A 14,935-nucleotide genomic window follows, 5' to 3' on the forward strand; every position below is an offset into this window, starting at 1 on the left:
CGAAAGCGCCCCCGCACGCTCCCCGTCTCACTCCGAGCGCCCGCCCGAAGGGGTGACGGTGTGGCGTCCGGTGGACAGACACTTGCCGGAGGGGGGTCGTGGGGCGGGCACGCGTGCGCGCCCGCCCCACGATGATCAGCCCGGAAGGCGGCCTCAGCCGAAGACGGCGAGGCTCTTCGCCTTCCCCTTCTGGTTCTCCACCAGAGCGAGCAGCCGGTTCTCCGGCCCGAAGACCGCGACCGGCCCCGGCCCGGTCTCCGGCATGTCGAGCCGGACGCCGTTGAGGAGCAGTTTGCCCCGCTTCTCGTCCACGTCCCAGCGCTCGAACGCCGCCGCGGCCGCCTCGGCGACCGGCATGACCGTCAGCTCCTCCTGGAGCTGTTCGAGCGTGCGGGCCGCGTCCAGCTTGTACGGGCCGACCCGCGTGCGCCGCAGCGCGGTCAGGTGGCCGCCGACGCCGAGCCCGGCGCCCAGGTCGCGGGCGAGGGCGCGGATGTACGTACCGGAGGAGCAGACGACGGAGACGACCAGGTCGACGACGGGGGTGCCGTCCTCGGCGACGGCCTCGCGGACGTCGTACACCGTGAACTGCGACACGGTGACCGGCCGGGCCGGGATCTCGAACTCCTCGCCGCCGCGGACCCGCGCGTACGACCGCTTGCCGTCGATCTTGATCGCGGAGACCTTCGACGGCACCTGCATGATGGCGCCGGTCAGCTCGGCCACGCCGGCGTCGATCTGCTCGCGGGTGACCTTCGACGCGTCGACCGACGCCGTGATCTCGCCCTCGGCGTCGTCCGTGATGGTCGTCTGACCCAGGCGGATGGTGCCCAGGTACTCCTTCTCGGTCAGCGTGAGGTGACCGAGGAGCTTGGTGGCGCGCTCGACGCCGAGGACCAGCACGCCGGTCGCCATCGGGTCGAGGGTTCCGGCGTGGCCGACGCGGCGGGTCCTGGCGATCCCGCGCATCTTGGCCACGACGTCGTGCGAAGTGAAGCCCGACGGCTTGTCGACGATGACAAGGCCGTCGAGGGGGCCCCTCCCGGCGGTAGCTGGGGGAGTCTTCGTGTGCTGCGTGCTCATTCGGCGGTGGTGCCCTCTTCGTCCTCGTCCTCGGGCTTGCGGTACGGGTCCGCCTCGCCGGCGTACGTGGCGCCGGAGGACGCCTCGCGCACCTTGGCGTCCGAGGCCCGGGCCTTGTCGAGCAGGTCCTCGATGGTCCGGGCGTTCTCCGGGAGGGCGTCCGCGACGAAGCTCAGCGTCGGCGTGAACTTGGTGCCCGCGGCCCGGCCGACGGCCGAGCGCAGGATGCCCTTGGCGCTCTCCAGGCCGGCCGCGGCGCTCGCCCGGTCCTCGTCGTCGCCGTAGACCGTGTAGAAGACCGTGGCCTCCCGCAGGTCGCCGGTGACGCGGGTGTCCGTGATGGTCACGTGCGTACCCAGCCGCGGGTCCTTGATGCCCCGCTGCAGCTTCTCGGCGACCACCTCCCGGATGAGGTCCGCCAGCTTCTTCGCCCGCGCGTTGTCGGCCACTGGTCCGTCTCCTTCTTTGCCTTGCACATTCAGTCTTCATCAGTGTGGAGCCGCCGTCGCACCGACAGCAGCTCCACCTCGGGCCGGGCGGCGACCAGCCGCTCGCACCGGTCCAGCACGTCCGACACGAACCCCGCGTCCCCGGCCACCAGCGTCACGCCGAGCCGGGCCCTGCGGTGGAGGTCCTGGTCGCCCACCTCGGCCGCGCTCACGGAGAACTTCCGCTGGAGCTCGGCGACGATGGGACGGACGACGGAGCGCTTCTCCTTGAGCGAGCGAACGTCGCCGAGAAGCAGATCGAAGGACAGAGTCCCCACATACATGGATGTCCGGATGTCCCGCCGGTTCGGGGTCAGTGGCCCCGCCAACCACTTGGCAGGGACACCAGAACCGTACACGGAACGGCCGGGGCCGATCGACGGAATTCCTTCCGTCGACCGGCCCCTTCCGGTACCTGACGATCAGGCGCGAGGCTTCTCGCGCATCTCGTAGGTGGCGATGACATCGTCGATCTTGATGTCGTTGTAGTTGCCGAGGTTGATACCGCCCTCGAAGCCCTCGCGGATCTCGGTGACGTCGTCCTTGAAGCGACGCAGACCCGAGATGGTGAGGTTCTCCGAGACGACCTTGCCGTCGCGGATGAGGCGCGCCTTGCTGTTGCGCTTGACCTCGCCCGAGCGGACCAGGACACCGGCGATGTTGCCCAGCTTGGACGAGCGGAAGACCTCGCGGATCTCCGCCGTACCCAGCTCGACCTCTTCGAACTCCGGCTTGAGCAGACCCTTCAGGGCCGCCTCGATCTCCTCGATCGCCTGGTAGATGACCGAGTAGTAGCGGACCTCGACGCCCTCGCGCTCGGCCATCTGCGTGGCACGGCCGGCCGCGCGGACGTTGTAGCCGATGACGATCGCGTCGGAGCCCATCGCCAGGTTGATGTCGGACTCCGTGACCTCACCGACGCCGCGGTGGAGGACCCGGATGTCGACCTCTTCGCCGACGTCGAGCTGGAGCAGCGAGGACTCGAGAGCCTCGACCGCACCGGACGCGTCGCCCTTGATGATGAGGTTGAGCTGCTGGATCTCGCCGGCCGCGAGCACCTTGTCGAGGTCCTCGATGGACACCCGGCGGGTGCGCTTGGCGAAGGCCGCGTTGCGCTCGCGCGCCGCACGCTTCTCGGCGATCTGGCGGGCCGTACGGTCCTCGTCGACGACCAGGAGGTTGTCGCCGGCGCCCGGGACGTTGGTGAGACCCAGGACGAGGACGGGAGTCGACGGGGTCGCCTCCTCGACGTTGTTGCCCTTGTCGTCGAGCATCGCCCGGACACGGCCGTACGCGTCGCCGACCACCACGGTGTCGCCGATGCGCAGCGTTCCGCGCTGGACCAGGACGGTCGAGACCGCACCGCGACCACGGTCGAGGTGGGACTCGATCGCGATGCCCTGCGCGTCCTGGTCGGGGTTGGCCCGCAGGTCGAGCGAGGCGTCCGCGGTCAGGACCACGGCCTCGAGCAGCTGGTCGATGTGCAGACCCTGCTTGGCGGAGATGTCGACGAACATGGTGTCGCCGCCGTACTCCTCGGCCACCAGACCGAACTCGGTCAGCTGACCGCGCACCTTCGTCGGGTCCGCGCCCTCGACGTCGATCTTGTTGACCGCGACCACGATCGGCACGTCGGCCGCCTTGGCGTGGTTCAGCGCCTCGATCGTCTGCGGCATGACGCCGTCGTTGGCCGCGACCACGAGGATCGCGATGTCGGTCGACTTCGCACCACGGGCACGCATGGCGGTGAACGCCTCGTGACCCGGGGTGTCGATGAAGGTGATCCGACGCTCTTCACCGTTGACCTCGGTGCCCACCTGGTAGGCGCCGATGTGCTGGGTGATGCCGCCGGCCTCGCCCGCGACCACGTTGGTCTTGCGGATCGCGTCGAGAAGGCGGGTCTTACCGTGGTCGACGTGACCCATGACGGTCACGACCGGCGGACGGGAGACCAGGGCCTCTTCGCCGCCCTCGTCCTCGCCGAACTCGATGTCGAAGGACTCGAGCAGCTCGCGGTCCTCCTCCTCCGGCGACACGATCTGAACGTCGTAGTTCATCTCGCCGCCGAGGAGCAGCAGCGTCTCGTCGGAGACGGACTGCGTGGCCGTGACCATCTCGCCGAGGTTCATCATGACCGCGACGAGCGACGCCGGGTTGGCGCCGATCTTCTCGGCGAAGTCGGTGAGGGACGCACCGCGCGACAGGCGAATGGACTCGCCGTTGCCGCGAGGCAGCATCACGCCGCCCACGGACGGGGCCTGCATGGCCTCGTACTCCTGGCGCCTCTGCCGCTTCGACTTGCGACCGCGACGCGCGGGACCGCCGGGACGACCGAAGGCGCCCTGCGTGCCACCACGGCCACCGGGGCCGCCGGGACGACCGCCGAAGCCGCCGGGACGACCGCCGAAGCCGCCGCCACCGCCGCCGGGACCACCCGGACGACCGCCGCCGCCACCGCCGCCACCGGGACGGCCGGCGAAGCCGCCGCCGCCACCGGGACCTGCGGGACGACCGGCGAAGCCGGGACGACCGCCGCCGCCGCCCGCACCGGGACGACCGCCGGCGCCGGGGCCGCGACCGCCGGGGCCCGGACGCGGGCCGGCAGCGGGACGCTGCGGCATCATGCCCGGGTTCGGACGGTTGCCGCCGGGCGCGCCACCGGGACGCGGGGCCTGCGGACGGGGCATGCCGCCCGGGGTGGGCCGCCCGCCGGGCGCGCCGCCCTGCGGACGGGGAGCACCGGGACCGCCCTGCGGACGCGGAGCGCCCGGAACGGCGCCGGGGCCGCCGGGACGCGGGGCGCCGCCGCCGGGACGGGGCGCCTGCGGGCGCGCCATGCCGGTGGAGCCGCCGGACGTGAAGGGGTTGTTGCCCGGACGCGGGCCGGCCGGACGACCGCCCGGACGCGGGGCCTGCTGGCCGGGACGGGGGCCCTGACCACCGGGGCGCGGGGCCTGCTGGCCGGGACGGCCGGAGGCAGGACGCGGACCGGGGGCCGCACCGCCCGGACGCGCACCGGCGGCCGGGGCCGACGGAGGCGCGGTGAACTCCGGGGCGGCCGGAGCCGGGGCGGCAGGCGCCGGCTTGGGCGCAGCCGCGGGCTTCGGGCCCGGGGTGGGCCGCGGGCCGGGAGCCGGCGCCGCGGAGGGCTTCTCTGCGGCCGCGGGCTTGGGCGCCGGGGTGGGCGCGCCAGGCTTCGGGGCAGCGGGACGAGCCGCCTGCGCCGGGGACGGCGCGGCGGGCTTGGGGGACGGCGCAGCCTTGCGGGGCGCGCCGGGCTTCGCTGCGGCCTTGCCGGCGGAGCCGGGACCCTGCAGCGCGTCAGTCAACTTGCGCACAACCGGCGCCTCGATCGTCGAGGACGCCGAACGGACGAATTCACCGAGTTCTTGGAGCTTGGCCATGACGACCTTGCTCTCCACGCCGAACTCCTTGGCGAGTTCGTATACCCGGACCTTAGCCACTTCGCTCCTTTTAGGTCCGGTTACCGCCGGACCGTCGCTACTTCATGGGCGTACTCATCGCGTACTCATCGAGTGCTCATCGCAATCTCGACCTACTTCCAACTCGCGAGGTACCTGACCGCACGGGGCTCCGTGCCGTACTTCTTTACTGGTTTTACTGGTCGAACAGTTCTGCCAGCTCCGCCGTCTCCAGCGGGCCCGGGACCTTGAAGGCCCGCGGGAACGCCCGGCGGCGGACCGCCAGGCCGAGACATACCGAGGCGGGATGCAGATACGCACCCCGGCCGGGCAGCGTACCGCGATGATCGGGGACGCAGACGCCCTCGACCGCCACGATGCGCAGCAGATCGCTCTTGGCCGCTCGCTCCCGGCAGCCCACACAGGTTCGTTCAGGGCACGCCCGGGCATGCGTCCGGCCAGACACAATCAAGTCTACCTCCCCGTACCGACCTCACCCGTTTGGGGCAAAAATCGAACGGTCGTTTGTCGTGATCTCGCCGTAGCAGAACGTCACCACGGCGGGACCTGTTCCCTGCCGCCCCGCCTACTCGGCGGACTGCTCCGTGTCGGGGCGGATGTCGATGCGCCAGCCGGTCAGACGGGCGGCCAGACGGGCGTTCTGCCCCTCCTTGCCGATCGCCAGCGACAGCTGGTAGTCGGGCACGGTCACCCGGGCGGACCGGGCCGCCAGGTCGACGACCTCGACCTTGGAAACCCGGGCCGGGGAGAGCGCGTTGGCGACCATCTCCGCCGGGTCGTCCGACCAGTCGACGATGTCGATCTTCTCGCCGAGCAGCTCGGCCATCACGTTGCGGACCCGGCTGCCCATCGGGCCGATGCAGGCGCCCTTGGCGTTCAGGCCCGGACGGGTGGCCCGGACGGCGATCTTGGTGCGGTGGCCGGCCTCGCGGGCGATCGCCGAGATCTCGACGGAGCCGTCCGCGATCTCCGGCACCTCCAGGGCGAAGAGCTTCTTCACCAGATTGGGATGCGTACGCGAAAGGGTGACGGACGGACCGCGCACACCCTTCGCCACGCGGACGACGTACGTGCGCAGCCGCAGACCGTGCTTGTAGTCCTCGCCGGGCACCTGCTCCTGCACCGGAAGGATGGCTTCCAGCTTGTCGTCCAGCTTGACGAGGACGTTCTTCGGGTCCTTGCCCTGCTGCACCTGGCCGGCCACGATGTCGCCCTCGCGGCGGGCGTACTCGCCGAAGGTGACGTCGTTCTCGGCGTCCCGCAGCCGCTGCTGGATGACCTGGCGGGCGGTGCTGGCGGCGATCCGGCCGAAGTCCGACGGCGTGTCGTCGAACTCCTTGGGCTCCTGCCCCTCCTCCAGCTCGGCGGGGTCTTCCTTCGCCCACACCGTCACGTGACCGGACTGCCGGTTCAGCTCGACCCGGGCGTGGCGGCGGGCGGAGGGGGTGCGGTGGTAGGCGATGAGGAGGGCCGACTCGATCGCCTCGACCAGCATCTCGAAGGAGATCTCCTTCTCCTGTGCCAAGCCCTTCAGGAGCTTCACGTCGATGTCCACGGCTACGCCTCCTCTTCCTTCTTGTCCTTGCGGCTGAACTCGATCTCCACGCGCGCCTTGGCGATCTCGGCGAACTCGACCCGGCGGGCGGTGGGCTTGCGCCCCTTCACGCCCGGCACCTCCATGTCCATGCCGTCGTCGTCCACGGTGAGGATCCGGGCGACCAGCTCCCCGCCCTCGTGCAGCTGCAGCTTGACCAGTCGGCCGGTGGCGCGCACGTAGTGGCGGTGCTGGGACAGCGGGCGGTCCGCGCCCGGCGAGGTGACTTCGAGGTTGTACTCGCCCTCGCCCATCACGTCCGTCTCGTCGAGCTTCGTCGAGATGGCACGGCTCAGGTCGGCGCAGGCGTCGAGATCCACGCCCTCGTCGGAATCGACGATGATCCTCAGCATTCCGCGGCGGCCCGCCCGGGACAGCTCGATGTCCTCGAGCTCGAGGTCCTGCGCGAGGACCAGCGGCTCCACGAGCTCGCGCAGCCTGTCGCTCTGGGTGGTGCTCATCCGGGTGACTCCTCGGCCGCGTGTGCTGTTGTGGGTTCGTCGCGTGTCAGACCAAAGGGTATCCGGTCCGAAGGGGTGTTGCCGTCCACCGGCGCGGGGGCCGCGGGTACGCTCGCCTGCGGTGATCTTCGATCCGAGGGAGTGACGCGTGGGGCGCACGGGGACGATCGGCAGACGCGCGCTCCTGACGGCGGGCGCGGCCGCGCTCGCGGCCTGCTCCGCCCCCGCCGAGGAGTCCGCGCCGAAGCCGCTGTCGGCCGCGGAGCGGGCGGCGCGGGCCGAGCTGGCGCTGCGCCGTCGCGCGGTCGCGGCAAGCACGGCGCTGCGGGAGCGGTACGACGCGACGCTGGCCGCCCATCCCGCGCTGACGGCCCGGCTGACACCGCTGCGGACGTCGGCCGAGGCGCATGCGCGGGCGCTGGCCGAGGGACTGCCGGAGGCCGAGGGCGGTACGCGGAAAAAGGCGGACGGTTCGGCCGGGCGGGTGACCGCCACGCCCGGCGGTACGCCGTCCGCCACCCCTCCGGCGCCCGTCCCCGCCGATCAGGCGGCGGCGGTGCGGGAGCTCGTGGCCGCGGCGCGGCGGACCGCCGACGCGCACGGCGCGGCCCTGCTCGACGCGCCGCCCGAGTACGCCCGGCTGCTCGCCTCCGTCGCGGCGGCGGCCGCCGCCCACGCGTACCTGCTGACCGCCGCCGACGCACCGGCAAGGAGCACCCGATGAACGCCCTCGACGCCGCCCGGGCCGCGCTCGCCGCGGAGCACGCCGCCGTGTACGGGTACGGGGTGGTCGGCGGCCGCATCGGCGCAGCCCGGCGGGCCGAGGCGAGGGCCGCGTACGACGCGCACCGCGCCCGCCGCGACGTGCTGGGCCGGACCGTGCGCGACCTCGGCGGCGAGCCGGTGGCGGCGGCCGCCGCGTACGCGCTGCCCTTCGCGGCGCCGGACGCGGCCGCGGCGGTGCGGCTCGCGGCCGAGTTGGAGGACCGGGTGGCCGGGGTGTACTCCGACCTGGTGCGCGCCGCGGCCGGTCCGCTGCGCGCCGACGCGGCGACGGCGCTGCGCGAGGCCGCGGTGCGGGCCGCCCGCTGGCGCGGCGGCGACGTAACCTTTCCTGGGCTCGCCGAGCGCGGCTGAGCCCCGCACCACCTGGCCGTACTTCAGAGGGAACGACTGCACGCATGGGTTTCGAACCGCCGCAGCGGCTGACGCGGGCGCTCGGCGCGACGTACGGGGAAGCGGCGTCGGCCGAGTGGCTGGGCAAGCTCCCGGTGCTGGCCGAGGGCGCGCTGGACCGGGCGTCGCTGACGGCCGAACGGGTGGTCGCGCCCGGCGGCCGCAGCAGCCTGGTGGTCCTCGCGCACCGGCCCGACGGCACTCCCGCGGCGCTGAAGCTGGCGCCCGGTTTCACCCGTCCGGACCTGGAGGGGGCCGCGCTCGCGCACTGGAACGGCTGGGGCGCGGTGCAGCTGCTCGCAGCCGAGGACGACGACGCGCTGGTCCTGGAGCGGCTGCACCCGGAGGTGTCGCTGCGCTCGCTGCCGGACGCGAAGGCGCTCCTGGAGGCGGCCGGGGTGGTGCGCAAGCTGTGGGTGGATCCGCCGGCCGGGCACGGTTTCGCGTCGGTGGCGGAGCGTACGGCCGTGCAGGCGGCGGCGATGGAGTCGTACCGGGCGGACGCGGCGGCCGGGGCCCTGGCCTCGGCGGCGCTGGAGGCCCGGGCGGAGCTGGTCGCCGGTGACGCCGAGACCGTCCTGCTGCACGGCTGCTTCCGGCAGGGCAAGGTGCTGGCCGGTGACCGCGCGCCGTGGCTGGCGGTGGGGCCCGAGCCGCTGGTCGGGGAGCGCGCGTACGACCTGGCGCGGCTGGTGCGGGACCGGGTGGAGGACCTGGTCGCGGCGAGCGCGGGCGCGGCGGCGGCCCGGCGGCGGCTGAACCGGCTCGCGGACTCGGTGGACCTGGACCGGGAGCGGCTGCGCGGCTGGACGCTCTTCCGCGCGGTGGAGTCGGCGACGCGGTCGCTGACCGCCGGGCGGCGGCAGGAAGCGGAGCTGCTGCTGGAGTTCGCGGGCTGGCTGTAGGGGAATACCCTTTTTGTACGCATACTCGGCTCGGACCTCTGGGGGTCGAGATGGTCGAGGAGATCTTGGCGATAGCGGCGGGGGTTGTCGCGGCCGGCGCGGTGTACGGAGCGGCTGCCGCGCGGGTGGTGAAGCAGTACGAGCGGGGCGTGGTGTTCCGCTTCGGGCGGCTGGCCAGTCAGGTACGGCAGCCCGGCTTCACGATGATCGTTCCGATGATCGACCGGCTGCACAAAGTGAACATGCAGATCGTGACGATGCCGGTGCCCGCGCAGGAGGGCATCACCCGGGACAACGTGACCGTGCGGGTGGACGCGGTCGTGTACTTCAAGGTGGTCGACGCCGCCGAGGCACTGGTCCGGGTGGAGGACTACAAGTTCGCGGTCTCGCAGATGGCGCAGACCTCTCTGCGGTCGATCATCGGCAAGAGCGAGCTGGACGATCTGCTGTCCAACCGGGAGAAGCTGAACGAGGGCCTGGAGCTGATGCTGGACTCGCCGGCGATCGGGTGGGGCGTGCAGATCGACCGGGTCGAGATCAAGGACGTGTCGCTGCCGGAGACGATGAAGCGGTCGATGGCCCGGCAGGCGGAGGCGGACCGCGAGCGGCGGGCGCGCGTGATCAACGCGGACGCGGAGCTGCAGGCGTCGAAGAAGCTGGCGGAGGCGGCGCACCAGATGGAGGGCGCGCCGTCGGCGCTGCAGCTGCGGCTGCTGCAGACGGTGATGGCGGTGGCGGCGGAGAAGAACTCGACGCTGGTCCTGCCGATCCCGGTGGAGCTGCTGCGCTTCCTGGAACGCGGCACCGCGCCGCCCGCTACCGAGGCGCCCGAGGCGCGTGAGGCGCCCGCCATACCCCAGGAACCTCTGCCGGGTCTGGAGCCCAGCCCCGCGTACCTGCGGGGCGCGGCGGACGCGGCGGACGCGATCGAGGACCTGGCAGGCGCCCCGGTGGAACCGTCGCCGAAGGAGGAGGACGCGTAGCCGGTGCGCAAAGGGAGGGGGCGGGGCCGTGGCCCCGCCCCCTCTTTATGCGTCGGACGGGTCAGGCGGTCAGGCGGGCGAGCGCCTCGTCGACCGTCAGCTCCTCGCGCTCGCCGGTGCGGCGGTCCTTCAGCTCGACGACGCCCTCGCCCGAGCGGCGGCCGGCCACCAGGATCTTCGGGACGCCGATCAGCTCCGCGTCGGTGAACTTGACGCCCGGGGAGACGCCCGCGCGGTCGTCGCACAGGACGCGCAGCCCGGCGGCGGACAGCTTGTCGGAGACCTCCAGGGCCAGCTCGATCTGGAGCGCCTTGCCCGCCGCGACGACGTGGACGTCGGCGGGGGCGACCTCGGCCGGCCAGCACAGGCCCTTGTCGTCGGCGGACTGCTCGGCGAGCGCCGCGACCGCGCGGGAGACGCCGATGCCGTACGAGCCCATGGTCACGCGGACCGGCTTGCCGTTCTGGCCGAGGACGTCGAGCTTGAGGGCGTCGGCGTACTTGCGGCCCAGCTGGAAGATGTGGCCGATCTCGATGGCGCGGTCCAGCTTCAGGCCGGTGCCGCACTTGGGGCACGGGTCGCCTTCCTGGACGACGACGACGTCGACGTACTCGTCGACCTCGAAGTCGCGGCCCGCGACGACGTTCTTCGTGTGCATCCCGTCCTTGTTGGCGCCCGTGATCCAGGAGGTGCCGGGGGCCACGCGCGGGTCGGCGAGGTACTTCACCTTGTCCAGGCCCTGGGGTCCGACGTAGCCGCGGACGAGGTCCGGGCGCACGGCGAAGTCGGCCTCGGTGACCAGCTCGACGGCGGCCGGGGCGAAGTGCGCCTCGACCTTGCCGAGGTCGACCTCGCGGTCGCCGGGCACGCCCACGGCGACGATCTCGCCGTCGACCTTCACCAGGAGGTTCTTCAGCGTGGCGGAGGCCGGGACGCCGAGGGAGGCGGCGAGGGTCTCGATGGTGGGGGTGTCCGGGGTGGGGATGTCCTCGGCCGCCGCGACGGCGGAGCCGTCGACCGGCTGCAGCTCGTAGGCGACCGCCTCGGTGTTGGCGGCGAAGTCGCAGTTCGGGCAGTCGGCGAAGGTGTCCTCGCCGGCCTCGGCCGGGGCGAGGAACTCCTCGGACTTCGAGCCGCCCATGGCGCCGGCGGTGGCGGCGACGATGCGGTAGTCGAGGCCGAGGCGCTCGAAGACGCGCTTGTAGGCCTCGCGGTGCAGCGCGTAGGACCGGGCGAGGCCCTCGTCCTCCGTGTCGAAGGAGTACGAGTCCTTCATCAGGAACTCGCGGCCGCGCAGGATGCCGGCGCGGGGGCGGGCCTCGTCGCGGAACTTCGTCTGGATCTGGTACAGGATGACCGGCAGGTCCTTGTAGGACGAGCACTGGTCCTTGACCAGCAGGGTGAAGATCTCCTCGTGCGTCGGGCCGAGGAGGTAGTCGCCGCCCCTGCGGTCCTGGAGGCGGAACAGCTCGGCGCCGTACTCGTCCCAGCGGCCGGTCGCCTCGTAGGGCTCGCGCGGCAGCAGCGCGGGGAGGGAGACCTCCTGCGCTCCGATCGCGTCCATCTCCTCGCGGACGATGCGCTCGACGTTGGCGAGGACCTTCTTGCCCAGCGGCAGCCAGCTCCAGATGCCGGCGGCGGTACGGCGGACGTAGCCGGCGCGGACGAGGAGCTTGTGGCTGAGGACCTCGGCGTCCGCCGGGTCGTCGCGCAGCGTCTTCGCCATCAACTGGGACATGCGCTGGACCGGTGCGTTGGCCATGGTTCTCGTACTCCTGCCGGACTGTTAGGTGATGGCCCTGAGGTTAGCCGGGCTTGCCCGGCTCGGAGAAATCAGTTCGGCGCAGCAGCGGCAGCGGCGCGCCCATCACCGCGTACGGCCGGGCGGCGGACGGGAAGTGGACCCGGCGGGCGAGGTCGGAGTAGCCGAGGCTGCGGTACAGGCCGCGGGCGGGGCTCTCGGTGTCGATGGCGGAGAGGATCGAGCGGGGCTCCGCGGCCAGGTCGGTGATCGTGGTGATCAGCCGGCGGCCGAGGCCGCGGCCCTGGTGGGCAGGGTGGACATGCAGCTCGGTGATGACGAAGGACTCGTCGAGCCAGCCGTCGTTGCCGTTGGCCCGCAGATACGGTTCGACGACGGTGGACCACCAGTGGGTGCGGTCGTTGGGCATCCCGTACACGAAGCCGACGAGCCGGCCCTCCGGGGTGGTCGCGCCGTACGCGCGGGCTCCGGGGTTGTTCAGGTGACGCAGCACGATGTGATGGCGGACGGCGACCTCGTCGTCGCTCAGTCCGAAGGCGAGGGCCTGTACGGCGAGCGCCTCGTCGACACGCGCGGCGAGGTCGACCGGCCCGATCGTGATCTCGGCGTCATCCATGCGCGCACCCTACAAGCGGCCTAGAACAGCACGCTCATGAACGCCCCGACCTCCCGGAAGCCGACCCGGCGGTAGGCGGCGCGGGCGGGGGCGTTGTAGTCGTTCACGTACAGGCTGGCGACGGGCGCGACGTCGGCGAGGGCGTACCGCAGGACGGCGGCCATGCCGGTCTCGGACAGCCCGCGGCCGCGGTGGTCGGGGTGGACCCAGACGCCCTGGATCTGGCAGGCCTGCCGGGTCGCGGCGCCGATCTCGGCCTTGAAGACCACCGTGCCGTCCTCGACGCGGGCGAAGGCCCGGCCGGAGCCGACGAGTTCGGCGACCCGGGCCTGGTAGAGCAGTCCGCCGTCGCCGGCCATCGGCGAGATGCCGACCTCCTCGGTGAACATGGCCACGCAGGCGGGCATGATCACGTCCATCTCGTCCTTGCGGACCCGGCGGACGAGCGGGTCGGGCGCGATGTGCGCCGAGGGTTCCTCGGTGACCATCAGGGGCTGGTGGGAGCGGACGTCCCTGGCGGGGCCCCAGCCGGGTTCGAGCAGTCGCCAGAGCCGGGCGGTGGACTCGGCGGGGCCCACGATGGAGGAGCAGCGGCGGCCGATCCGGCGGGCCCGGTCGGCGAAGGCGCGCACGGCCTCGGGGGTGGCGCAGATGGGGACGAGGTTGGCGCCGGAGTAGCACAGGGAGCGCAGCCGGCCGTCGGTGTACCAGCCCCACATCTCGCCGCCGAGCCGCCAGGGGTCGAGTCCGGCGGCCTGCACGCGGGCGGTGACGAAGGCGTTCTCGACGGGCGCGCTCTCCAGGACGGCGAGGGCCGCGCCGAGGTCGCCGGGATCGAGCACCCGGAGGGGGGCTTGCGTCAACACGAGGGCCGCTCCATCACTCCTTCGCGGCAACGACACGATGTCGGGCCTGCTGATCTGTGGAACTCTACCCGCAGTCCCGACGCGGCACCGCTCCTGCGAGCGGGCCCCGGCCCGGTACGGGAACGGGCCCGTACGGCGGGGACTCCCCCGCCGGCACGGACCCGCCGGACCACGTCGTACGCCGGGTCAGCCGACGGTGAGGACCTCGGGCTCGCCGGACGCCACGCCGTCCTTCTCCATCTGCTCGGCGATCTTCAGCGCCTCCTCGATGAGGGTCTCGACGATCTTCGACTCGGGGACGGTCTTGATGACCTCGCCCTTGACGAAGATCTGGCCCTTGCCGTTGCCGGAGGCGACGCCGAGGTCGGCCTCGCGGGCCTCGCCGGGGCCGTTGACGACACAGCCCATGACGGCGACCCGCAGCGGGACCTCCATGCCCTCGAGGCCGGCGGTGACCTCCTCGGCGAGCTTGTACACGTCGACCTGGGCGCGGCCGCAGGACGGGCAGGAGACGATCTCCAGGCGGCGCGGCTTGAGGTTCAGCGACTCCAGGATCTGGTTGCCGACCTTGACCTCCTCGACCGGCGGCGCGGAGAGCGAGACGCGGATGGTGTCGCCGATGCCCTCGGAGAGCAGCGCGCCGAAGGCGACGGCGGACTTGATGGTGCCCTGGAAGGCGGGGCCGGCCTCGGTGACGCCGAGGTGCAGCGGGTAGTCGCAGGCGGCGGCGAGCTGCCGGTAGGCGTTGACCATGACGACCGGGTCGTTGTGCTTGACCGAGATCTTGATGTCGCCGAAGCCGTGCTCCTCGAAGAGGGAGGCCTCCCACAGCGCGGACTCGACCAGCGCCTCGGGGGTGGCCTTGCCGTACTTCGCCAGCAGCCGGGCGTCGAGCGAGCCGGCGTTCACGCCGATCCGGATCGGGGTGCCGGCCGCGGAGGCCGCCCTGGCGATCTCCTTGACCTTGTCGTCGAACTGCTTGATGTTGCCCGGGTTGACGCGGACCGCGGCGCAGCCGGCGTCGATCGCGGCGAAGACGTACTTCGGCTGGAAGTGGATGTCGGCGATCACGGGGATCTGCGACTTCTTCGCGATGGTGGCGAGCGCGTCGGCGTCGTCCTGCGTGGGGCAGGCGACCCGGACGATCTGGCAGCCGGAGGCGGTGAGCTCGGCGATCTGCTGGAGCGTGGCGCCGATGTCGGAGGTGCGGGTCGTGGTCATCGACTGCACGGAGACGGGCGCGTCACCGCCGACGGCCACGGAGCCGACCTGGATCTTCCGGCTCACACGGCGCTCGGCGAGCTTGGTCGGAACGGACGGCATACCGAGAGAAATCGCGGTCATCAGCTGTGCAACCCCAAGTGTGGCCTGGTGTGGATCGAGTCCCGTACGGCTGCGGGCTCCGGCCCTACGAGATTACAGCCCCGGGGGCGGGGGGGGGGGGGCCCGCGGGGGGGGGGGGGGCCCCCCCCCCCCCCGGGGGGGGGGGGGGGGTTTTTGGGGGGTTGTTAGTGTGGGGGCCCGGTGCAGCACGGGGGGGCGGACAGAGAGACCCCCC

At 72.4% G+C, this 14,935-nt stretch carries 15 protein-coding genes; 4 read left to right on the forward strand and 11 right to left on the reverse strand.

Annotation, left to right across the window (positions count from 1 at the left end):
- Positions 1-153: 153 nt before the first annotated feature.
- The 7 genes from truB to rimP all read right to left on the reverse strand — a co-directional run bounded on the left by truB (position 154) and on the right by rimP (position 7,069).
- Positions 154-1,083, reverse strand: coding sequence for a tRNA pseudouridine(55) synthase TruB (gene truB / locus ACGFMM_RS33700; RefSeq protein WP_393650308.1), 930 nt, complete (start codon positions 1,081-1,083; stop codon positions 154-156).
- A complete protein-coding gene (gene rbfA, locus ACGFMM_RS33705) occupies positions 1,080-1,532 on the reverse strand; it encodes a 30S ribosome-binding factor RbfA (protein WP_393650309.1) in 453 nt (150 codons plus the stop codon). The genes truB and rbfA overlap by 4 nt, the downstream gene beginning before the upstream one ends.
- Before the next feature lie 29 nt (positions 1,533-1,561).
- Positions 1,562-1,855 carry a DUF503 domain-containing protein gene (locus tag ACGFMM_RS33710; RefSeq protein WP_393650310.1) on the reverse strand — a complete coding sequence of 98 codons (294 nt, stop codon included), beginning with the start codon at positions 1,853-1,855 and terminating at the stop codon, positions 1,562-1,564.
- A gap of 138 nt (positions 1,856-1,993) precedes the next feature.
- Entirely contained in the window at positions 1,994-5,035 is a 3,042-nt protein-coding gene (infB, locus tag ACGFMM_RS33715; RefSeq protein WP_393650311.1) for a translation initiation factor IF-2, read from the reverse strand.
- A 154-nt stretch (positions 5,036-5,189) separates the two neighbouring features.
- Positions 5,190-5,459 (reverse strand): YlxR family protein, encoded by a 270-nt coding sequence (locus ACGFMM_RS33720; protein ID WP_393650352.1) that lies wholly within the window; start codon positions 5,457-5,459, stop codon positions 5,190-5,192.
- A gap of 120 nt (positions 5,460-5,579) precedes the next feature.
- A complete protein-coding gene (gene nusA / locus ACGFMM_RS33725; RefSeq protein WP_393650312.1) occupies positions 5,580-6,569 on the reverse strand; it encodes a transcription termination factor NusA in 990 nt (329 codons plus the stop codon).
- 2 nt (positions 6,570-6,571) lie between these two features.
- Positions 6,572-7,069 carry a ribosome maturation factor RimP gene (gene rimP / locus ACGFMM_RS33730; RefSeq protein WP_393650313.1) on the reverse strand — a complete coding sequence of 166 codons (498 nt, stop codon included), beginning with the start codon at positions 7,067-7,069 and terminating at the stop codon, positions 6,572-6,574.
- 148 nt (positions 7,070-7,217) lie between these two features.
- On the opposite strand from rimP, the gene ACGFMM_RS33735 reads away from it, so the two are divergent.
- Genes ACGFMM_RS33735 through ACGFMM_RS33750 form a run of 4 tightly spaced genes read left to right on the forward strand, consistent with a single transcriptional unit; the run spans position 7,218 to position 10,133 of the window.
- Positions 7,218-7,793, forward strand: coding sequence for a hypothetical protein (locus ACGFMM_RS33735; protein ID WP_393650314.1), 576 nt, complete (start codon positions 7,218-7,220; stop codon positions 7,791-7,793).
- Complete coding sequence (locus tag ACGFMM_RS33740) at positions 7,790-8,206, forward strand: ferritin-like domain-containing protein (RefSeq protein ID WP_393650315.1); 417 nt, start codon at positions 7,790-7,792, stop codon at positions 8,204-8,206. The genes ACGFMM_RS33735 and ACGFMM_RS33740 overlap by 4 nt, the downstream gene beginning before the upstream one ends.
- A 44-nt stretch (positions 8,207-8,250) precedes the next feature.
- Positions 8,251-9,150 (forward strand): aminoglycoside phosphotransferase family protein, encoded by a 900-nt coding sequence (locus tag ACGFMM_RS33745; protein WP_393650316.1) that lies wholly within the window; start codon positions 8,251-8,253, stop codon positions 9,148-9,150.
- A 50-nt stretch (positions 9,151-9,200) separates the two neighbouring features.
- On the forward strand, positions 9,201-10,133 hold the full coding sequence (locus tag ACGFMM_RS33750) for a slipin family protein (protein ID WP_393650317.1): 933 nt from the start codon (positions 9,201-9,203) through the stop codon (positions 10,131-10,133).
- Positions 10,134-10,194: 61 nt separating this feature from the next.
- On the opposite strand, the gene ACGFMM_RS33755 is transcribed toward ACGFMM_RS33750, so the two are convergent.
- The 4 genes from ACGFMM_RS33755 to ispG form a co-directional block, all read right to left on the reverse strand.
- On the reverse strand, positions 10,195-11,895 hold the full coding sequence (locus tag ACGFMM_RS33755; protein ID WP_393650318.1) for a proline--tRNA ligase: 1,701 nt from the start codon (positions 11,893-11,895) through the stop codon (positions 10,195-10,197).
- A 43-nt stretch (positions 11,896-11,938) separates the two neighbouring features.
- On the reverse strand, positions 11,939-12,511 hold the full coding sequence (locus tag ACGFMM_RS33760; RefSeq protein WP_393650319.1) for a GNAT family N-acetyltransferase: 573 nt from the start codon (positions 12,509-12,511) through the stop codon (positions 11,939-11,941).
- Positions 12,512-12,531: 20 nt separating this feature from the next.
- Positions 12,532-13,377, reverse strand: coding sequence for a GNAT family N-acetyltransferase (locus ACGFMM_RS33765; RefSeq protein ID WP_393650320.1), 846 nt, complete (start codon positions 13,375-13,377; stop codon positions 12,532-12,534).
- Positions 13,378-13,563: 186 nt separating this feature from the next.
- Complete coding sequence (gene ispG / locus ACGFMM_RS33770; RefSeq protein ID WP_393650321.1) at positions 13,564-14,721, reverse strand: flavodoxin-dependent (E)-4-hydroxy-3-methylbut-2-enyl-diphosphate synthase; 1,158 nt, start codon at positions 14,719-14,721, stop codon at positions 13,564-13,566.
- Between the last annotated feature and the right edge of the window lie 214 nt (positions 14,722-14,935).

This window comes from Streptomyces sp. NPDC048604, assembly GCF_043199435.1.
Classification (GTDB): Bacteria; Actinomycetota; Actinomycetes; order Streptomycetales; family Streptomycetaceae; genus Streptomyces.